Below are 18,827 nucleotides of genomic sequence, written 5' to 3' on the forward strand. Positions count from 1 at the left end.
GGACCCGGAAGGGCCACCATGGTTCCGGTGGGAATCACTGCTTCCAGGCGTAGTGCAGCCGGTCCAGGCCGCTCTGGTTGTTCACCGTCAGGCTGAGGTTCGTGCCCGTGCCCTGGAGCGTGGTGAGGGAGTAGGTGTCACCGTTGCGCAGGCCGGGCCAGTAGACCGAGCCCAGGCCCAGCTCCCGGATGGTGTCGGTCGCGGCCTGGATGTACGCGATCTCGTTGGAGCTGCCCGCCGGGCCGTTGTAGTCCAGGCCGGTGGTCATGGAGGCACCGAACTCGTCGAGGATCGTGCGGGAGGCGCAGTCGCCGATGCGGCTCTTGAAGTCCGCCTTCCACTGGTCGACGCTGGTCCAGTCGGTGTGCCAGAAGCCGTAGTTGTGCAGGGCCAGGCGGGTGCCCTTCAGGCGCGGGTCGGCGCAGACCGGCTTGACGTCCTCGCTGTACTTGTAGCCGCCGATCAGGATGCGGTCGCGGGGCACGTTGCCGTGGGTGCTCACCCACTTCGCGGCGATGTCGGTCCACTCCTGGGCGGTGTAGCCGAACGGCTCGTTCATCGGCTCGAAGTACACCTTGGGGTTGCGGGCGTAGGCGGAGGTGATCCGCGTCCACATCCGGTCCCAGGAGGCCTGGTCGTCGATCTTGCCGTCCTTGGCGTTGTCGGCCTCCCAGTAACCCAGGATGACCTTGAAGCCCTTGGCGGTGGCGGCGTCGATCGCGCCCCGGTACGACTTCCAGAACGGGCCGTTCACGGAGGTCGGATTGACCGGCAGGCGGACGGTGTTGGCGCCCAGCTTGGAGAACCCGCCGATGATCGCCCTGGACTTGGCGTAGGTGGTGGCGTAGCTGTCGGAGGTGGACAGACCCGAGGGCACGACCGCGTCATGGGCGTAGTTGTCGCGCGGGTCCGCCCAGTTGACGCCCTTGAAGTCGCTGACGGGCGGCGGGGTGGCGGGGGATGCGGCTGCGGGAGAGGCGAGGGCCCCGCCGAATGCCGTGACGCAGGCGAGCAGCGCTCCCAGGCCGGCTGTCCCCCGGTGAGTCTTTCGTGACACGACGTCCCCTTCTGAGCAGTACTTCGAGCGAACCTCGCGTACAGATCGGCGGCTCGTTGGCTCCCGCAAACTAGAAGAGAACTCGAACAGAGGTCAACACATCAGCACACCAAATTTCATCAAGAAAGCAGGCCGGGAGCCGAACGCAGCCTAGGAGCCCAGGGTCAGCCCGGTGCCCGACACCCGCACCCGGATGCCGTCCTTCTCCACCCGCACGTCCCGCAGCCGCACGTTCCCCTGCTCCGGCTCGGGCAGTTCGAACGCCAGGGACAACCGGTCGGCCAGCACCGGGCGGGTCAAACCCGCCAGGGAGTCGAGCAGCTTGGGGTCGAGACCCAGGCGGCGCATGACGTCGGGGTGCTCCAGGGCCAGGTCGATGAGGTTGAGGCGGGCGGCCTGGCGGGCGAAGCGCGGGGAGCCGGTCAGCTCGGTGAGCTTGCCGTCGTCGGCCAGGGCCTCGCGCACGGTCGCCTCGGGCACGCCCATCCGCCGCACGATGGCCGGGACCGACAGCAGCGCCTTGGCCTTGCGGGTCTGACGAGCGAGGTCGGCGGTGCCCTTGGGCGTCAGGTGCAGGCCCTCCGAGGGGCGGGTGCCGGGGCGGTAGGTGGCCAGGTCGCCGATGTCCAGGCGCATGTTGCCGATCTCGGTGGCGATGCCCCGCTCGCCCTGCCGCTCGATCCGGGCCTCGGCGCGCAGCCGCAGGTCGTGCCCGGCGACGGGCAGGGTGCCGTCCGCACGGACGCGGTTGTGGCCCTCGCCGGTGAACGTCACCTGGGAGGCGCCGAGTTCGCGGTTGAGGTCGGCGAAGGTCAGCTGGACCTCCCCGTCGAAGCGGGGGACGTGGGCGCCGCGCACGGAGGTGGGGCCGTCGGCGTCCAGCGTCACGTCGTGGGCCGTGGCCGACACCTTGGCCAGGGAGACCCGGTCGGCGGCGACGTCCGGGACGGTCACCTTCACCGACTCCAGGCGCTTGTCGGCGAGCTGGGTGAGGAAGGGGAAGCCGCCGATCTCCACCTCGGGAGCGGCGGCCAGGTCGAGGCGGTCCTTGAGGGTGCCGGCGGCCCGGTGCTCGGCGTACAGCACGGCCCAGCGGTCGCCGAGGGCGGCGAAGGAGGCGAGGACGGCCAGCCCGACCACCGCCTTCACCGCGAGCGGCAAGCCAGCGAAACGATTCTTCCTGCGCCGCCTGCCGCCACGGCGGTGGTCCGGCGGAGTCCAGGCGTCCTCGGCGCCCGCATCCGGTTCCTTCGCGAGGAACTCCTCCAGAGGGGTCTCCTCCAAAGGCCCGTCATCGAGGGCGGCGAGCTCCTCGTACGGGTTCGGACGGGGATGCGCAGCTACGTGGTGGGGGGTACGCATCGATCCATCCGATCACGCGTACCTCCCCCACCCGCAACTCGAACCCCGGGTATGCGACTTACTTCACGATCGTGATGCGGTCCGCCTTCGGCGGCGCGATCGGGTTCGACGCCGAGGAGTTGGCCGTCAGGTACTGCTCCAGGGCGCTCAGGTCGTCGGAGCCGACGACGTCGTTCGTGCCCTGGCCGAGGGTCGGGAAGCCGTCGCCGCCGCCCGCGAGGAAGCTGTTCGTCGCGACGCGGTAGGTGGCAGCCGGGTCGATGGCCGCACCGTTCAGCCTGATGCTGTCCGTGACCACCCGGTCGGCACCGGACTTGGTGAGGTCCAGCGTGTAGGTCAGACCGGACGAGACCTGGAGGACCTTCGGGGCGGCCGCGTTCGGGCCGGACACCTGCTCCTTGAGCGCCTGGATCACCTGCGCGCCCGTGAAGTCCTGGAGGTTCACGGTGTTGGCGAACGGCTGGACCGTGAAGCCCTCGGCGTAGGTGACGACACCGTCGCCCTCACCGGCCTTGGCCGCGTAGGTCAGCGGCGCGCGGATGCCGCCCGGGTTCATCAGCGCCAGGTCGGTCTCCGGGTCGAGCTGCTTGCCGTGGGCGAGCTGCGCGTCGGCGATGAGGTCGCCGAGCGGGGACTCGGTGCCGGTGTTGCCGATGTCGCCGGAGATCCAGCCGATCGGCTTGTTGCCGATGGGCGCGGCCAGCGTGTTCCACTTGCTGATCAGCTCGGTCATGTCGGGCGCCTTGGGGACGTCCCGGGTGACCACGCGGTTCGCGGACTTCACCGCCGTACGGGCGATGTCGCCGGTCCTGCGGTCGTAGGTCAGCGTGGTGTCGGTGTAGAGGCGGCCGAAGGACGCGGCCGAGGTGACCATGCGGGGCTTGCCCGCCGGGTCGGCGATGCTGCACACGTACGCGTTGTGGGTGTGGCCGGTGACCAGCGCGTCCACCTGCGGCGTGACGTTCTTGGCGATGTCGACGATCGGCCCGGAGATGCCGTCGCCCGCGCCCGGGGAGTCACAGTCGTAGTTGTACGACGTCGACGCCGGGAAGCCGCCCTCGTGGATGAGCGCGACGATCGACTTCACGCCCTGCTTCTGGAGCACCTTGGCGTATTTGTTGATCGTCTCGGTCTCGTCCTTGAAGGACAGGCCCTTGACGCCCTCGGCGGAGACGATGCCCGGGGTGCCCTCCAGGGTCACGCCGATGAAGCCGACCTTGACGCCGTTCTTCTTCCACACCCAGTAGGGCTTGAGGATCGGCTTCTTCGTCTTCTCGTCGAGGACGTTGGCCGCGAGGTAGGGGAAGTCGGCGCCCGTGAACGTCTCGTCCGTGTAGCAGCCGTCCTTCGGGTGGCAGCCGCCGTTCTGGAGGCGGGCCAGCTCCTTGGCGCCCTCGTCGAACTCGTGGTTGCCGACGGAGGTGACGTCGAGGTCGAGTTTGTTCAGCGCCTCGATGGCCGGCTCGTCGTGGAACAGCCCGGAGATCAGCGGGGAGGCGCCGACCATGTCGCCGCCGGCCGCGGTGATGGAGTACTTCTCGCCCTTGCGGGCCTGCCGCAGATGCGTGGCGAGGTACTCGACACCACCGGCGTCGATGGTCTTCGTCGTGCCGTCGGGCTGCGTCTCGGTGACCCGGCCGGAGGAGCCGGCGGGCGGCTCCAGGTTGCCGTGCAGGTCGTTGAAGGACAGCAGCTGCACGTCCTGGTAGCGGCCGTGGCCGTACCCGCCCTCGTGCTGGTCCTCGCCGGCGCTGGCCGAACCCGGCAGCGCCGCGGCGGCCAGCGCGCCGACGGTGACCACACCGGCGGCGAGAGCGGCGAAACGGTTCGTACGGCGTCTCCGGCGCTCCGGATGCGCCGGTGAAGTGGCTGGCATACGCCCCCCTGTGGGTCTGTCGGACGGTGATGTCGTCCGGCGCAGCCTAGAGTCAACGCGCGTAGCGCGACAGGTGTTTCGTGGTTACGACCTGGTTGCTTCTTTGCCGCCGTTTTGCCGGTGGTGCCCCGTACCCTCGTACGCATGACCAGCGACGACACCGTACGGCCCGGACGCCCCCGCTCGATCGAGACCCTTGCCGCCCTCTCCGCGGAGCAGACCGAGGCCGTGCTCGGACTGCTCGAGGAGGCGGCCCGGACCGACGGGCAGCAGGCGGTGTCCGAACAGGGCCGGTTGCAGCTGCGGGGCGGCGAGCGTGCGGGTGTGTCCCATCTGCTGCTCACCGCCGGTGGGGAACTTGTCGGTTATGCCCAGTTGGAGGACACGGACCCGGTGGAGCCGCCGGCCGCCGAGCTGGTGGTGCACCCCGGTCATCGCGGGCACGGGCACGGGCGGGCGCTCGGGTCCGCGCTGCTGGCCGCGTCGGGCAAGCGGCTGCGGGTGTGGGCGCACGGCGGGCACTCCGCCGCCCGGCACCTCGCGCAGGTCCTCGGCCTGACGCTGTTCCGTGAACTGCGCCAGATGCGGCGGCCGTTGACCGACTTCGACGCGCCCGAGCCGGTGCTCCCCGAGGGTGTCACCGTGCGGACCTTCGAGCCCGGCCGGGACGACGCGGCCTGGCTCGCGGTGAACGCCGCCGCCTTCGCCCACCACCCCGAGCAGGGCTCGCTGACCCAGCGCGACCTCGACGACCGCAAGGCCGAGCCGTGGTTCGACCCGGCGGGCTTCTTCCTCGCCTTCCGCGGCGACGAACTCGTGGGCTTCCACTGGACGAAGGTGCACGCCGAGGAGGGCCTGGGCGAGGTCTACGTCCTCGGCGTCGGCCCCGGCGCGCAGGGCGGCGGCCTCGGCAAGTCCCTCACCACGATCGGGCTGCGGCATCTCGCGGCCCAGGGCCTGCCGACGGCGATGCTGTACGTCGACGCCGACAACAAGGCGGCGGTGTCGGTGTACGAGCGGCTGGGGTTCGTCACGCACGAGGTGGACCTGATGTACCGGACGGAGACGTGAGCGCTTCCGCGGTGCCGGGCCTGTGTGTCCGCCCGGCCGTCGCATCCGACCTCACCGCCCTGGTCCGGCTCCGCGACGACGCCGCCCGCTGGATGCTGGCCCGTGGCGTCACCGGGCAGTGGCGGCCCGGGGAGCTGGACGAGGAGCACTTCCGCCGGGTCATGGCGCACGGCGAGGTCTGGCTGGCGGAGAGCGGCGGGCGCCTGGCCGGTGCCTGGGAGCTGTGGTGGGAGGACGAGGACGCCTGGGGTCCGCAGCCGCCGGTGGCCGGGTACGTGCACCGGCTGATGGCGGACCGGAGCACGGCCGCGCCCGGGACGGGCCGGCTGCTGCTGACGGCCGCGGAACGCCGTGTGGCCGAGGCGGGGCGGACCGCCGTGCGCCTGGACTGTCTGGCCACGAACACCCCGCTCACGGCCTACTACGAGCAGGCCGGTTACCGGGTCGTGGGGCACAAGGAGGGCAAGCCGCAGCCGGGCGGGGCGCCCAAGTCCTTCACGCTGATGGAGAAGCGGCTGGGGTAGGCGCGCTCCGGGCCCAGGCCGGACACCAGGTCGTTCCCTCCGGCGGCAGCGGCCGGGTCGCCGTCAGGTGGTCCCGCAGCGCGGTCAGGCCGGGATGAGGGTTGTCCGTGCGCCAGAGCAGGGAGTGCGGGTAGACCGGGACGGGGTCACGCAACGGCACCAGCCGCAGGTCGTGGCCGGCCGGCCAGACGTGCGGGGTCCGTTCGCTGAGGAAGGTCGCCACGGTCGGGGAACCGGCGATGGTGTCGAGGAGCGCTTCGAGGCCGAAATTGGGGCCGATGGTGTCGATGGACGGCCCGAACTCGGCGGCGAGCGCCTCGTAGTAGGCGTGCCACTCGGTCCCGGGCACGTTGCCGGGCATCCAGATCCGGTGCCCGGCAAGCTGCGCGGGGGACACCCAGGGGGCCCGGGCGAAGGCGTGCCCGGGGCCGACGCACAGGTGCAGCGGCTCGTCGAGGACCGGGACGGCGCCGATGCCGTCGGGGAGCCGGTGCCCCGGCATGGTGACGGCCCGGAAGGTGGCGTCGACGGCCCCGTCCCGCACGGCGGTCACGGCCGTCTCCACGTCGAACAGCGTGACGACGTCCAGCGCGATCTCCGGACGCGCCCGGTGGAAGCCCTGCACCAGTCCGCCGGTGGCGGCCCGGCGTCCCACGACGTCGACCCGCAGTGCCCGGTCCCCCGGACGCACCGCGGTGGTGGCCCGTTCCGCCGCCTGGAGCAGGACCCGGGCGTGCGGCAGCAGGGCCTGTCCGTCGATGGTGAGTTCCGCGCCCCTCGGCGTGCGGACCAGCAGCCGTACCCCGAGGTCCTTCTCCAGCGCGGCGATCCGCTTGGAGACGGCCTGCTGGGTGAGGGCCAGGTCCACGGCGGCCTTCTGGAACTGCCCGGAGTCGGCGATCGCGACGAAGGCGCGTACGGCTTTGAGATCCACGAGTAGCAGGGTAGCCAGACAACCCGTGGTTGTAGGACTGCCCTGCTGGATCGACGTACACGGCTGGGCGTGGCCATCTGCACAACCGCTCGATGTGCCGGGCGCCGACTAGAGCCGGATCCGCCGCCGCAGTGGCTCCACCGTGCAGACCAGGCCGAGGAGCACGGCCCCGCCCAGCACCACTGCCCACCGCTCGTGCGCCGCTGCCCACCGTTCGTCCTGCACCGGTACGAACAGGGCCAAACGGCCGGGCCAGAACAGCAGGGTCAGGACGGCTGTGGTCAACAGCGCGCCCGCGACCGGCGGTCCGGGCCGGGTGACCTCGCTGAAGCGCACCGCGGCCGCAGCTCCCGCCACCGCCAGGACGAAGGCCGCCCCCGCCTCCAGCGTGATGTCGGCGACCGGAGGCCGTACGCCCGGCGGCACGAGCAGCAGCGCGACCGTCCACCAGGCCGCCGTGGCAGGGACGGCGAGGGCCGTGCGCAGGGCGATGCGGACCGGGCGCCGGGTCGGCACGACGGCCGTGGTGTGCCGGGCCGGGTCGTCCAGGAGGAAGGCCAGGCCCACCGCGAAGGCGAGGATCGCTGCCCGCAGCAGATACAGGGAGAGCTGTTCCGCCGTCTCGCCGGTCCGGGTCAGCGCGGCGAGCAGCAGTCCCGTCGCCCCGGCCGCGCCGATCGCCGCCCACGGCGCCGTCCGGTGGACGGGGAACACCAACTGCCTGATCACGAGCACTTGTCCTTCCCCTCGGGCGCGGGCAGGCCGAGCAGTTCGGCGGCCCGGGCCGTGGTGACCTTCGGTGCGGTCAGTTCGCCCCAGTGGTCCTTGACCCGCGCTTCGGCCTCGTCGCGGGGCAGGTCGAGCAGCGCCCGCAGCACCTCGGTCTGGACCTCGGTCATGTACAGGCCATCGGTGGGCTGGAGCACGAAGGAAGAGCCGGTGACGGTGTCGTCGAGGCGGACGCGGCGCAGCGCGTCGAGCGGCTCGGCCTCCCAGCCCACGGCCAGCCACATCAGGGGGACCATGCGGCCGTCGCAGATCGAGGTCGCGGCCTTCTCGTCGCCCGCGATCAGCACCCCGGCCACGGCCGCGGAGAACTCGGGGACGCGGTTGCCGCCCCACTGGGTGCCCACCGTCACCTCGTGCGGCCGCTCCAGCGAGGCCAGAGCGGAGTCACTGGAGAGGCCGTAGCGCGCTTCGATCCGCTGCCGTACGACGAGGTCCTGCTCGTGGGCGCTGCCCCCGGCCAGGGACCGGACCCGGTCCACGACCCCGGCCCAGTCCGCCACCCGCGGCCCCCACTCGGGGAACGCGCAGTACGTCGATCCGTCCCGGCGGACACAGGACTGCATCTGCTCGGGGTGCACGCTCGCGCGTTCGCGTGCCTTGACCAGCTCGGGGGAGTCGCCCGCCGACTGGGCCACTCCGCCGGCCAGCGTCATGGCGAGCGCCCCGGCGACACCGGCGAACACGGCCGGCTTGCGGGCACCGGCCAGGAGCACCGCCAGCAGTCCGAGGCACAGGCCCAGCCCGGCCAGGTACAGGGCGTGCCAGGCGGCCGGCCGGCCCATCAGGTCCGACGGCATGGTGTTGGGGGACGCCTCCTCGACCGCCGGCAGCAGCCACCTCGCCCCGTAGTCCATGCCCGAGAGGAAGAGGAAGAAGAACAGGAAGAGCACCACCAGCAGCGGCCCGGCCAGAACGGACCGCACCAGCCCCGCCAGGAGCAGCCCGAACAGCCCGAACAGCAGCACGGTCAGCGGGCCGACGAGCAGTTCGCCCACCGACCCGTGCCCGATCGCGCCGGGCCGCAGTGCCTCCCGGCCGAACTGCCCGACCACGCACACGGCGGTGAGCAGGGCCACGGCCACGACCGACAGGGCGTGGGCGGCCGTACGGCGCCACCGCGGGAGGACCAGCACCGCGAGGTGCCGTTCCGTGTCGTGCCTCCGGGAGCGCAGGGCGGCGAGGTTGACGGACAGCAGGACCGCGAGGCCGATGAGCATCGGCGCGCCCTGGGTGGCCCGGTCGGCGTCCTGGAGGGCCGGGTAGTCGCCCCACGCCCTCCCGTCGCGCCACACGGTCCAGCCGGCGTACACCGCGAAAGCCAGCAGCACCGGGATCCGGGTCAGCAGCCGGCGGGACTCGAACACGGCCAGGGCGAGGACGGCCTTCCAGGCCCCGCCCGGCGCCTCCACCGTCCCGGGCACGGCCGGTTTCTCCGTCACCGCGGTCATGCCGCCACCTCCGCTCCGGTGCCGTCGAGCGTGAGCAGGTAGCCGTCCTCCAGGGTGGGTTCGAGCAGTTCGGCGCCGGGCGGCGGGTCCCCCACGTTGCGGAAGGTCCCGGTGCCGGTGCGCCACCCCGCCTTCGCGCCCGGGTCCCGTCCGGTGCTGCTCCACACGCGTCCCGCGGCCCGGGCGGTCAGCTCGGCCGGGGTGCCCTCGAACCGCACCCGCCCGCCGGCCATGACGATCACGCGGTGGCAGAGCATCGCCACGTCCTCCGTCTGGTGGGTGGACAGCAGCACCGTCCGCCCCTCCCCCGCTCCGGCGATCAGCTCCCGGAACCGCATGCGCTGTTCGGGGTCCAGCCCCACGGTCGGCTCGTCGAGGACCAGGAACCCGGGGTCACCGACCAGGGCGGCCCCCAGGGCGACGCGCTGCCGCATCCCGCCGGACAGCTTGCGGATCCGCTTGCCCCGCACGTCCGCGAGACCGACCTCGTCGAGCACCCGCCGCACCTCCCGGTGCCGGGCCCCCCGGTCGGTCATCTCCTTCAGGATCGCCACGTAGTCGACGAACTCGAAGGCGGTGAAGTCCGGGTGGAAGCCCGGCGTCTGCGGCAGGTAGCCCAGCCGGCGCCGCACCTCCTGGCGGCCTCGGGCGGTCCCCGGGTCGTGCCCGAGCACCGTGAAGGCGCCCCGGTCGGCGGGCAGGGCGGTGGCGAGCACCCGCAGCAGTGTGGTCTTGCCGGCGCCGTTGGGCCCGAGCAGCCCGGTGACGCCGCCGGTCAGCCGCAGCGACACGTCGTCGAGGGCGCGGGTGCCGCCGTAGCGAAGGCTCAGCCCGGAGGCGGACACGGTCGGGGTCATACGGCACGTCCCTGGCAGAGGTCGAATCGGTCACGGAGCAGGAAGAGCAGCCCGGCGGCGAGCGCGGCGACCGTCGCGGCCACGCCCTGCCCGGCGAGGGTGAACGGTGCGAGCGGCACGTCCGCCCCCGTCCGCAGCGCGTCGGCCGTCAGCAGCAGCCCGAGCCACGCCCCGCCCACCAGGGACGGCGCGAGCACCGGCCCCAGCCGGGGCGTCAGCGCGAGCCCGGTCGCGGTGAGCGCCAACGCGGGCAGCAGCCAGGCCAGCGCCCGCAGCCCGTAGGCGGGCAGTGCCAGGGTGGCCAGCCCGTTCAGCCCGAGCACGACGGCGAGGACGGCCACCGTCCGGATCATCAGCAGCCGGAACCCGTGCATCGGCGCGACCACGGTCATCTCGTACGTCGGATCCAGCACGGGTCCGTACGACAGCGCCACCCCCGCCAGCGGCAGCAGCGGCGCGAGGGCCAGGAACGGCGTGGGGAACTCCCCGCCGCGCACGGCGTGCCCGGCCCCCACGCTCAGGAGCAGCACGGCGACGACGGCCCCGAGCCAGGACCCGCGCAGCACGGGCGTCGCCGCCAGCAGCCGCGCGGTGTGCCCGGCCACGCCGAGCCGCACGAGCAGCCCCTCCAGCAGCCCGGCCCGGGGCGCGTCCAGCTCGGTGTCGAGCCGGTCCCACCCCGCGTCGAGGGCGACCGGGTCACTGACCTCCGCCAGCACCTCACGGCACCGGGCGCACGAGGTCAGATGCGCGTCGGCGGACCAGAGCGCAGGGGGCCGCAACTCCCCTCGCGCATAGGCGCGCAGATCCTCTTCGGCCACGTGCCAGCTCATGCCAACGCCTCCCGCAACTGCTTCCGGGCGCGCATCGCCCGTGTCTTGACCGTCCCGGGCGGTATCCCGAGCAGCACCGCCGCCTCACGGGTGGTCAGCCCGTCGATGACGGTCGCCTGCAACACCGCCCGCAGCTCCGGCGACAGCCGGACCAGGGCCCCGGCGAGGTCCCCGTGCTCCACCCCCGCGAGCACGCGTTCCTCCGCCGACACCTCGTCCCGGTGCCGCAGCCTCGCCAGGGCCTGCCGCAGCCGTCCCCGCGCCCCGTCGCCCCGCAGCGCGTCCACCAGCCGCCGGGAGCCGATGCGCCACAGCCACCCGGCCGCGTCCGCGGAACCGGCTTCCTCCCGGTAGCGGGCGGCGCCCCGCCACACCGCGAGGAAGGTCTCCTGCACGACGTCGTCGACGACGCCGAGGTCGGCGCACCGCCCCCGCAGCCGGGCCCGGAGCCATGGCGCGTAGCGCCGGTACAGCTCCTCGAAGGCGCGCCGGTCGGCGTCCGCGGCGATGGCCCGCAGCAGCTCCCCGTCGCTTCTCGTATCGCTCACGTCTCCTCATCGGACGGCCCCGGCCGAACGGTTCACGCACCCGCGCTTGACTTTCCGGCCCTCCTTCCACCACCCTTTCACTACTCAATTAGTGAAAGGGTGGTTCCAGCAGTGGTCGAGTACCGCATCGACCGGCGCAGCGGCGTGGCCACCTACGTCCAGATCGTCCAGCAGACCAAACAGGCCCTGCGCCTGGGCCTGCTGGAGCCGGGCGACAAGCTCCCCACGGCCCGCGAGGTCGTGGAGGCCACCGCCATCAACCCGAACACGGTCCTCAAGGCCTACCGGGAGCTGGAGCGCGAGGGCCTGGTGGAGGCCCGCCGCGGCCTGGGCACGTTCGTGCGCAGGTCCCTGAGCACCGCCCCCGCCGACTCCCCGCTCCGCGCCGACCTGGACGCCTGGGCGGTCCGGGCCCGCGAGGCCGGCCTGGAGCGCGAGGACGTGGCCGCACTCTTCACTTCCGTACTCGACGCGCATTTCGCAGACTTCAAGGGGGACGCATGACCGACACCGCCATCGAGGCGGCGGGGCTGGGCAGGAGGTTCGGGCGCCGCCGCGCCCCGGCCCTGGACGGCTGCGCCTTCCGGCTCCCCACGGGCCGCGTGTGCGCCCTCACCGGCCCGAACGGCGCCGGCAAGTCCACCCTGCTCGCCCTGGCGGCCGGGCTGCTGCGCCCCACCGAGGGCAGCATCACCGTGCTCGGCACCACCCCGGCCGCGGCCCGCGAGCGCCTCGCCTACGTCGCCCAGAACAAGCCCCTGTACCCCCAGCTCACCATCGCCGGGACCCTGCGGCTGGGCGGCGACCTCAACCCCCGGCGCTGGGACGCCCGGGTCGCCGAGCGGATCGTCGCCGAGGGCGACCTCAACCCCGGCACGAAGATCCGGGCGCTCTCCGGCGGCCAGCGCACCCGCGTCGCGCTCGCCCTCGCGCTCGGCAAGCGGCCCGAACTGCTGCTGCTGGACGAGCCGATGGCCGACCTCGACCCGCTCGCGCGACACCAGCTGATGGCCACCCTCATGGCCGACGCCGCCGACCACGGCACCACGGTTGTCATGTCCTCGCACGTCGTCGCGGAGCTGGAGGGATCCTGCGACCACCTGCTGCTGCTCGGCTCGGGCCGCGTCCGGCTCGCCGGGCCGCTCGACGACCTGCTCGCCGCGCACACCCTGGTCACGGGCCGGGCGGGCGAAACCCTCGACCCGCACACCGTGGTCGAGTCGCGCACCACCGGCCGTCAGCTGACCGCCCTGGTCCGGCCCGCGGGCCCCCTCGGCGACGGATTCCAGGGCGACCGTCCGTCCCTGGAGGAAGTCGTCCTGGCCCACCTGCGCTGCCCCGCCGCCCCGCCGCTCCTGCTCGACGCGCGGGAGGCCGCCGTATGACCGCCCTCGACACCGCGACCGCACCCGCCGTCACCCGGCCCACCTCGCCGTCGCGCGGCCTGCTCCTGGCCATGCTCCGGCTGCACCTCTCGGCGCTGCTGTTCTGGCTGGGGCTGGTCGCGGTAGCCGGCGGGGCGCTGCTGTGGGCGATGGGCCCGGGCGGGAACGCCGCCTGGGCCGAGTACACGGCCATGGGCTGCGACCAGGCCCACCCGAACCTGGGCTGCGACGCCCCCGGCCCCGCGAACAGCCGATACCAGACGGCCGTGACGGTCGGCATCAGCCTGCTCAGGCTCCTCCCGCTGCTCACCGGCGCCTGGGCGGGCGCCGCCCTCATCGGCCGCGAGCTGGAGAACGGCACCGCCCGGCTCGCCTGGACCCAGTCGGTCAGCCCGGCCCGCTGGCTGGCCGCCAAGCTCACGATCCCGGCCCTGCTGCTCGTGACGGGCACGCTCACGCTGACGCTGCTGCACCGTCTGCTGTGGTCGTCGGACCGTTCCCTGATCAGTGCCATGCGCTGGCGCGAGTGGCACGACGACGGCGTCTTCGAGATCAACGGCACCGTCGCCGCCGCCGAGGCCCTCGCCGCCCTGGCCCTCGGTGTCCTGGTGGGGCTGCTGCTGCGCCGGACGCTGCCCGCCCTCGGCGTCGCGGTCCTGGCCGTCGTGTCACTCCTCTACGTCGTCGACGAACTGCGCCCGCACCTGTGGCCGGTGCAGACGGTCGTGACCAGCCTGGAGGACGGCACCCCCCGCTTCGGCGGCATGATCGTCGAGACCGGCGCCCTGACCGCTTCCGGTGCCCGCGTCCCGATCCCGTCGTGCTCGGGCGAGCCCGGCTGCGACGCCAGGAACGGCATCACCCACTACTACGCCGACTACCACCCGGCCTCCCACTTCTGGCCCCTCCAGCTCATGGAGACCGGCCTCCTCCTCGCCGTCGCCGCCCTGGCGACCGCGACCGCCTTCGTCCTGCTGCGCCGCCGCACGGGAGCCGCCGTATGACCGCCCTCACCGCGGCGACCGCCCCCGCCGCCCGGGCCGCCCGCCACCGGGGCAGCCTGCTGCGGGCGCTCGGCGGGACGCACCGCACGGCCCTCACCCTGTCCCTGTCGGCCCTGGCCGTCGCGACCGCCGCTCTGCTCTGGCTGCACTCCCTGGGGGACGAGGCGCGGGCGGGCATGAGCGCCTGCGCCACGCCCCCCACGGACCGGCTCCCCTCCTGCACGGCGGTCGAGGCGATCACCGCCGACGAGGTGTACGCGAACGGCATCGCCGTGCTCGCCACCGCCCTGTCCTGGGTGATGTTCCCCGTGGCGGCCTGGGCGGGCGGCGCCCTGATCGGCCGCGAACTGGAGAACGGCACCGCCCAGCTCGCCTGGACCCAGTCGGTCGGCCCCCTGCGCTGGCTGGCCGCGAAACTGGCCGCCCCGGCCGCCCTGCTCACCGCCGGCACCGGCGCGCTCGTGCCGCTGAACGTCTGGGCGCGCGGCGACGGCGATCCCGACCTGGTCGGCGACTGGTACGACCCCGACGCGTTCGTGTCGACGGGCCCGGTGGCCGTGGCCTACGCCCTGGCCGGACTCGCCCTCGGCGCCCTCGCCGGACTGGTGTGGCGCCGGGCCCTGCCCGCCACGGGAGTGGCCCTGGCCGCCTCCCTGTTCCTCCACAGCCTCCTGGAACGGCACCGCGAGGACCTCTGGCCGACCGTCAGCCGCATCGCGCCCGGCAGCATCGAGCTCCCCCGCTCGGCCTTCCAGGTCACCTGGGACACCCCCATGCCCCACGGCGTCCAGATCAGCCGTGCCACGTTCCACCCGCGGTCCCACTTCTGGCCGCTCCAGTACATGGAGACCGGCCTGCTGCTGGCCGTGGCCGGCACCGCGATGGCCGCCGCCTTCCTCCTCCTGGCCCGCCGCCTGCCCTGAACCCGGTCCGCGCGTCCTTCCACGGGGGGATGGACGCGCGGCCCGCCCCTCGGGGACACTCCCGCCGTGCGGCGCCGCCGAGCGCCGTCCACAGCCTGTGGGCAGCCGCCCGCCCCTCTCGACGGGCCCTGTGGACGCCCGCGAGCCGCCCCCCGGTGTCCCGCACGTCATGTCTCCGTAACCATCGATTCAGACGAGCTTGCGAAGCTCGGCCAATGAATCCCGCCGTGCCCGAGCCTTCCCCGCCCCGCGAGGGTCCCGAGGGAAACGGGAGCACTCATGTGACGCCTCCGCTCCCGCCCGCGCTGTCCGACGCGCCCGTGATGCTCGCGGCGCGGAAGAATGGGTCCATGAGCCAGCCGAACACCCAGGCACAGGTCCAGCACGCGCAGCCCTCCGTGGGCTCCATCGCCGCCCACCGCCCGCACACGGTGGCCGCGGCGGTCTCCGATCTGGAACCGGACATCGACGCCGACCTCGACGGGTACGAGGAATCGCCGTACGACGGACCCCAGCTGCCGCAGGGCCGTTTCCTCGACCGGGAGCGCAGTTGGCTCGCGTTCAACGAGCGCGTGCTGGAACTCGCGGAGGACCCGAACACGCCCCTGCTGGAGCGGGCCAACTTCCTCGCGATCTTCGCCAGCAACCTGGACGAGTTCTTCATGGTCCGGGTCGCCGGGCTGAAGCGCCGTATCGCCACCGGCGTGGCCACCCGCTCCGCCTCGGGCCTCCAGCCGCGCGAGGTGCTGGAGATGATCTGGGCCCGCTCGCGCGAGCTCATGGCCCGGCACGCCGCCTGCTACCACGAGGACGTCGCCCCCGCACTCGCGGAGGAGGGCATCCACCTGGTCCGCTGGAACGAACTCCAGGAGAAGGAGCAGGCCCGCCTGTTCACCCTGTTCCGGCACCAGATCTTCCCCGTGCTGACCCCGCTGGCGGTCGACCCGGCGCACCCCTTCCCGTACATCTCCGGCCTGTCCCTGAACCTGGCCGTCGTCGTGCGCAACCCGGTCACCGGCCACAAGCACTTCGCCCGGGTGAAGGTCCCGCCGCTGCTGTCCCGCTTCCTGGAGAGCTCCCCGGGCCGCTACGTCCCCATCGAGGACGTCATCGCCGCCCACCTGGAGGAGCTGTTCCCGGGCATGGAGGTCCTGGAGCACCACGCCTTCCGCCTCACCCGCAACGAGGACCTGGAGGTCGAGGAGGACGACGCGGAGAACCTGCTCCAGGCCCTGGAGAAGGAGCTCATGCGGCGGCGCTTCGGGCCGCCGGTGCGCCTGGAGGTCGAGGAGTCCATCGACCGCGAGGTCCTGGACCTGCTGGTGCGCGAGCTGAAGATCGGCGAGGCCGAGGTCTACCCGCTGCCGGGCCCTCTGGACCTGACGGGCCTGTTCCGGATCGCCTCCCTTGACCGGCCGGAGCTCAAGTACCGCAAGTTCGTCGCCGGCACCCACCGCGACCTCGCCGAGGTCGAGTCGGCGTCCCCGCCGGACATCTTCGCCGCCCTGCGGGAGCGCGACGTCCTGCTGCACCACCCCTACGACTCGTTCTCCACCTCCGTCCAGGCCTTCCTGGAGCAGGCGGCCGGCGACCCGGACGTCCTCGCCATCAAGCAGACCCTGTACCGGACCTCGGGCGACTCCCCGATAGTCGACGCGCTCATCGAGGCCGCCGAGTCCGGCAAGCAGGTCCTGGTGCTGGTCGAGATCAAGGCCCGCTTCGACGAGCACGCCAACATCAAGTGGGCCCGCAAGCTGGAGGAGGCCGGCTGCCACGTGGTCTACGGCCTGGTCGGCCTGAAGACCCACTGCAAGCTGTCGCTGGTGGTCCGCCAGGAGGGCGAGACGCTGCGCCGCTACAGCCACGTCGGCACCGGCAACTACCACCCGAAGACGGCCCGCCTCTACGAGGACCTCGGCCTGCTCACGGCCGACCCGCAGGTCGGCGCGGACCTGTCGGACCTCTTCAACCGCCTGTCCGGCTACTCCCGCCGCGAGACCTACCGCAGGCTGCTGGTCGCCCCCAAGTCGCTGCGCGACGGGCTGGTCTCGCGGATCACCAAGGAAGTCCAGCACCACCGCGCGGGACGCCCCGCGTACGTCCGTATCAAGGTCAACTCGATGGTCGACGAGGCCATCATCGACGCCTGCTACCGCGCCGCCCAGGCGGGAGTGCCGGTGGACATCTGGGTGCGCGGCATCTGCGCGGTGCGCCCGGGCGTGACCGGCCTGTCGGAGAACATCCGGGTCCGCTCGATCCTCGGCCGCTTCCTGGAGCACTCCCGGGTGTTCGCCTTCGGCAACGGCGGCGAGCCCGAGGTGTGGTTCGGCAGCGCCGACATGATGCACCGCAACCTCGACCGGCGGATAGAGGCCCTGGTCCGGGTCACCGACCCGGCCCACCGGGCGGCCCTGAACCGGCTGCTGGAGACCGGCATGTCCGACTCCACCGCCTCCTGGCACCTCGGCCCGGACGGCGACTGGACCCGGCATGCGACCGACGCGGACGGACAGCCCCTGCGCAACGTCCAGGAGATGCTCATAGACGCCCGGAGGCGCCGGCGTGGCACAGCAACACCTTGACCCCACGGATCCCCGGCCCGGGCACGCGGGGCCCGACCCGACCGGTGACGTCCTCGCGGGCTACCTGCGGACCCAGGCCACGGAGTTCCTCCGGGCGCTGCGCCTGCACCGCGAGACGGGGTCGGGGGCCAACGGCTCGGAGGCGTCCGCCGAGGCGGCCCGCGCCCTGCGCCGCTCGGCCCGCCGCATCAGCGCCAGCCTGCACACGTTCCAGTCCCTCCTCGACACCGACTGGTGCGAGGCGATGCGCCCCGAACTGGCCTGGGTGTCGGGGACCCTGGCGATGGAGCACGCGTACACGGCCCGGCTGGAGCGCCTGCTGAGCGCCTTGCACCGGTTGTCGGGCTCGACGGCGCTGCCGGGGCAGCCGGCCGGCACGGCGCCCGCCGGCCGCGCGGACACCGCGGCCGGCACGCGCGCCGGCTCGGCCGCGGCCGGTCGTGCCGCCGGGGCTGCACCCGCCCCGCAGCGAACAACAACCCGCGACGCCGGGCCGCGCACCTCACCGGCCGCGGCACCGGAACGCGGCCTGACCGTCGGCGCCGCCAAGGCGGGCGCCCTGCTCGACCGGCAGCTGACCCTGGCCCGCACCCGCGCCCACTCCACGGCTCTCCAGGCCCTGGGCAGCAGCCGCTTCCACGCCGTCGCGGACCGGGTCGCCGTCCTGGCCAGCGAGGTGCCCCTCGCCCAGGGCGCCGACAGCACCGACCTGCGGCCCCTCGCCACCGCCGCCCAGGACCGCCTCGCCGACGCCGTGGCCGCCCTCCCGCTCGTCACCGCGGGGAACCCGTACAACGCCGCGGCCCTCGTCCACGGCCTGTCCCCGGACACGGTCCCGCATCCGCAGGACGCCCCGTGGCACCAGGTCCGGCTGCTGCTGCGCCTGCACCGCTACGCCCGCGAGGCCGTCAGCGGACCCAAGGGCAACGCCGTGGTCGACCTGCGCCTGCTCTCCGCCGGGCAGGCCCTGAACCGGCACCGCGACGCCTCCGAGGCGGCAGCGGCGGCCGCCCAGGCGGCCCGCACGCCCAGGATCGCCCCGGCCACGGCGTACGCCCTCGGCGTGCTCCACGCCGACCAGCGGCACGAGGTGGAGGCGGCGCGCTTCGCGTTCCAGCAGTGCTGGCAGAAAGAGGCGGTGAGGACCGGATGAACCCGACGTCCCCCGGCGCCACGGTCCGTGCGGCCGGCTGCGTCCTGTGGCGCCGCTCCGCCGACGGCGAGGTGCGGCTCTGCCTGGTCCACCGGCCGAAATACGACGACTGGTCCTGGCCGAAGGGCAAGCTCAAGCGCGACGAGGACGCACTCGTGGGCGCCCTGCGCGAGGTGGCGGAGGAGACGGGCTGCCGGGCCGAGCCGGGCACCGAGCTGCCCGGCCAGCACTATCTGGCGAGCGGCCGCCCCAAGCATGTCCGCTATTGGGCCGCCGAGGCGCTGACCTGCGCCTTCACCCCCACCGACGAAGTGGACCGCATTGTGTGGCTGGCCCCCGACGCGGCCCGCGCCCGCCTCACCCGCCCCCAGGACCGGCCCCTGGTCGACGCGCTGCTCGCGGTGCTGGACCGGCCGCGTCCGGCCACTCGGCCGGAGTGAGGCCGGCCGCCGGAGTCCAGGGGGACGCGCCCGCGAAGCGG

Annotated in this window: 18 protein-coding genes; 9 read left to right on the top strand and 9 right to left on the bottom strand. The window is 73.3% G+C overall.

Features of this window, described 5'->3' with window-relative positions; translation table 11 throughout:
• Positions 1 to 34: 34 nt before the first annotated feature.
• The 3 genes from AB0I06_RS19005 to AB0I06_RS19015 form a co-directional block, all read right to left on the bottom strand.
• Complete coding sequence (locus AB0I06_RS19005) at positions 35 to 1,057, bottom strand: cellulase family glycosylhydrolase (protein ID WP_363119956.1); 1,023 nt, start codon at positions 1,055 to 1,057, stop codon at positions 35 to 37.
• A gap of 150 nt (positions 1,058 to 1,207) precedes the next feature.
• Positions 1,208 to 2,419, bottom strand: coding sequence for a DUF2993 domain-containing protein (locus AB0I06_RS19010; RefSeq protein ID WP_363119957.1), 1,212 nt, complete (start codon positions 2,417 to 2,419; stop codon positions 1,208 to 1,210).
• 58 nt (positions 2,420 to 2,477) lie between these two features.
• Positions 2,478 to 4,295 carry a bifunctional metallophosphatase/5'-nucleotidase gene (locus tag AB0I06_RS19015; protein WP_363119958.1) on the bottom strand — a complete coding sequence of 606 codons (1,818 nt, stop codon included), beginning with the start codon at positions 4,293 to 4,295 and terminating at the stop codon, positions 2,478 to 2,480.
• A 144-nt stretch (positions 4,296 to 4,439) separates the two neighbouring features.
• Here AB0I06_RS19015 and mshD point away from each other — a divergent pair, with 144 nt between their 5' ends.
• Together mshD and AB0I06_RS19025 are read left to right on the top strand one after the other, a co-directional pair.
• Positions 4,440 to 5,366: a mycothiol synthase gene (mshD, locus tag AB0I06_RS19020; protein WP_363119959.1), complete on the top strand. Its 927-nt coding sequence runs from the start codon at positions 4,440 to 4,442 to the stop codon at positions 5,364 to 5,366.
• Positions 5,363 to 5,890 carry a GNAT family N-acetyltransferase gene (locus AB0I06_RS19025; RefSeq protein ID WP_363119960.1) on the top strand — a complete coding sequence of 176 codons (528 nt, stop codon included), beginning with the start codon at positions 5,363 to 5,365 and terminating at the stop codon, positions 5,888 to 5,890. The genes mshD and AB0I06_RS19025 overlap by 4 nt, the downstream gene beginning before the upstream one ends.
• On the opposite strand, the gene AB0I06_RS19030 is transcribed toward AB0I06_RS19025, so the two are convergent.
• The 6 genes from AB0I06_RS19030 to AB0I06_RS19055 form a co-directional block, all read right to left on the bottom strand.
• Complete coding sequence (locus AB0I06_RS19030) at positions 5,862 to 6,824, bottom strand: LysR family transcriptional regulator (protein ID WP_363119961.1); 963 nt, start codon at positions 6,822 to 6,824, stop codon at positions 5,862 to 5,864. The genes AB0I06_RS19025 and AB0I06_RS19030 overlap by 29 nt on opposite strands.
• Before the next feature lie 108 nt (positions 6,825 to 6,932).
• On the bottom strand, positions 6,933 to 7,553 hold the full coding sequence (locus AB0I06_RS19035) for an ABC transporter (RefSeq protein WP_363119962.1): 621 nt from the start codon (positions 7,551 to 7,553) through the stop codon (positions 6,933 to 6,935).
• Positions 7,550 to 9,061: an ABC transporter permease gene (locus tag AB0I06_RS19040; RefSeq protein WP_363119963.1), complete on the bottom strand. Its 1,512-nt coding sequence runs from the start codon at positions 9,059 to 9,061 to the stop codon at positions 7,550 to 7,552. The genes AB0I06_RS19035 and AB0I06_RS19040 overlap by 4 nt, the downstream gene beginning before the upstream one ends.
• A complete protein-coding gene (locus AB0I06_RS19045; protein ID WP_363119964.1) occupies positions 9,058 to 9,918 on the bottom strand; it encodes an ABC transporter ATP-binding protein in 861 nt (286 codons plus the stop codon). Before AB0I06_RS19045 ends, AB0I06_RS19040 begins: the two co-directional genes overlap by 4 nt.
• A complete protein-coding gene (locus AB0I06_RS19050) occupies positions 9,915 to 10,751 on the bottom strand; it encodes a zf-HC2 domain-containing protein (RefSeq protein WP_363119965.1) in 837 nt (278 codons plus the stop codon). Before AB0I06_RS19050 ends, AB0I06_RS19045 begins: the two co-directional genes overlap by 4 nt.
• Positions 10,748 to 11,299 carry an RNA polymerase sigma factor gene (locus tag AB0I06_RS19055; protein WP_363119966.1) on the bottom strand — a complete coding sequence of 184 codons (552 nt, stop codon included), beginning with the start codon at positions 11,297 to 11,299 and terminating at the stop codon, positions 10,748 to 10,750. Before AB0I06_RS19055 ends, AB0I06_RS19050 begins: the two co-directional genes overlap by 4 nt.
• Before the next feature lie 111 nt (positions 11,300 to 11,410).
• Between AB0I06_RS19055 and AB0I06_RS19060 the strand changes: the two genes are divergently transcribed.
• The 7 genes from AB0I06_RS19060 (at position 11,411) to AB0I06_RS19090 (ending at position 18,786) form a co-directional block, all read left to right on the top strand.
• Complete coding sequence (locus tag AB0I06_RS19060) at positions 11,411 to 11,803, top strand: GntR family transcriptional regulator (RefSeq protein ID WP_363120007.1); 393 nt, start codon at positions 11,411 to 11,413, stop codon at positions 11,801 to 11,803.
• The gene (locus AB0I06_RS19065; RefSeq protein ID WP_363119967.1) at positions 11,800 to 12,684 is read left to right on the top strand and encodes an ABC transporter ATP-binding protein; all 885 of its coding nucleotides are present in this window, start codon (positions 11,800 to 11,802) and stop codon (positions 12,682 to 12,684) included. Before AB0I06_RS19060 ends, AB0I06_RS19065 begins: the two co-directional genes overlap by 4 nt.
• Positions 12,681 to 13,688, top strand: a complete 1,008-nt coding sequence (locus AB0I06_RS19070) for an ABC transporter permease (protein WP_363119968.1) — start codon at positions 12,681 to 12,683, stop codon at positions 13,686 to 13,688. Before AB0I06_RS19065 ends, AB0I06_RS19070 begins: the two co-directional genes overlap by 4 nt.
• Positions 13,685 to 14,611: a hypothetical protein gene (locus tag AB0I06_RS19075; protein ID WP_363119969.1), complete on the top strand. Its 927-nt coding sequence runs from the start codon at positions 13,685 to 13,687 to the stop codon at positions 14,609 to 14,611. Before AB0I06_RS19070 ends, AB0I06_RS19075 begins: the two co-directional genes overlap by 4 nt.
• A 215-nt stretch (positions 14,612 to 14,826) precedes the next feature.
• Positions 14,827 to 17,193 (top strand): RNA degradosome polyphosphate kinase, encoded by a 2,367-nt coding sequence (locus AB0I06_RS19080; RefSeq protein ID WP_363119970.1) that lies wholly within the window; start codon positions 14,827 to 14,829, stop codon positions 17,191 to 17,193.
• The gene (locus tag AB0I06_RS19085; RefSeq protein ID WP_363119971.1) at positions 17,174 to 18,346 is read left to right on the top strand and encodes a CHAD domain-containing protein; all 1,173 of its coding nucleotides are present in this window, start codon (positions 17,174 to 17,176) and stop codon (positions 18,344 to 18,346) included. The genes AB0I06_RS19080 and AB0I06_RS19085 overlap by 20 nt, the downstream gene beginning before the upstream one ends.
• Complete coding sequence (locus tag AB0I06_RS19090; RefSeq protein WP_363119972.1) at positions 18,343 to 18,786, top strand: NUDIX hydrolase; 444 nt, start codon at positions 18,343 to 18,345, stop codon at positions 18,784 to 18,786. Before AB0I06_RS19085 ends, AB0I06_RS19090 begins: the two co-directional genes overlap by 4 nt.
• Positions 18,787 to 18,827: the final 41 nt, after the last annotated feature.

Source organism: Streptomyces sp. NPDC050674 (genome assembly GCF_040654575.1).
GTDB lineage: Bacteria > Actinomycetota > Actinomycetes > Streptomycetales > Streptomycetaceae > Streptomyces.

Coding starts and splice junctions, on each gene's coding strand:
- AB0I06_RS19010 (WP_363119957.1), bottom strand. CDS start 2,419: ATGCGTACCCCCCACCACGTAGCTGCGCATCCCCGTCCGAACCCGTAC.
- AB0I06_RS19015 (WP_363119958.1), bottom strand. CDS start 4,295: ATGCCAGCCACTTCACCGGCGCATCCGGAGCGCCGGAGACGCCGTACG.
- mshD (WP_363119959.1), top strand. CDS start 4,440: ATGACCAGCGACGACACCGTACGGCCCGGACGCCCCCGCTCGATCGAG.
- AB0I06_RS19040 (WP_363119963.1), bottom strand. CDS start 9,061: ATGACCGCGGTGACGGAGAAACCGGCCGTGCCCGGGACGGTGGAGGCG.
- AB0I06_RS19045 (WP_363119964.1), bottom strand. CDS start 9,918: ATGACCCCGACCGTGTCCGCCTCCGGGCTGAGCCTTCGCTACGGCGGC.
- AB0I06_RS19050 (WP_363119965.1), bottom strand. CDS start 10,751: ATGAGCTGGCACGTGGCCGAAGAGGATCTGCGCGCCTATGCGCGAGGG.
- AB0I06_RS19065 (WP_363119967.1), top strand. CDS start 11,800: ATGACCGACACCGCCATCGAGGCGGCGGGGCTGGGCAGGAGGTTCGGG.
- AB0I06_RS19070 (WP_363119968.1), top strand. CDS start 12,681: ATGACCGCCCTCGACACCGCGACCGCACCCGCCGTCACCCGGCCCACC.
- AB0I06_RS19075 (WP_363119969.1), top strand. CDS start 13,685: ATGACCGCCCTCACCGCGGCGACCGCCCCCGCCGCCCGGGCCGCCCGC.
- AB0I06_RS19080 (WP_363119970.1), top strand. CDS start 14,827: ATGAATCCCGCCGTGCCCGAGCCTTCCCCGCCCCGCGAGGGTCCCGAG.
- AB0I06_RS19090 (WP_363119972.1), top strand. CDS start 18,343: ATGAACCCGACGTCCCCCGGCGCCACGGTCCGTGCGGCCGGCTGCGTC.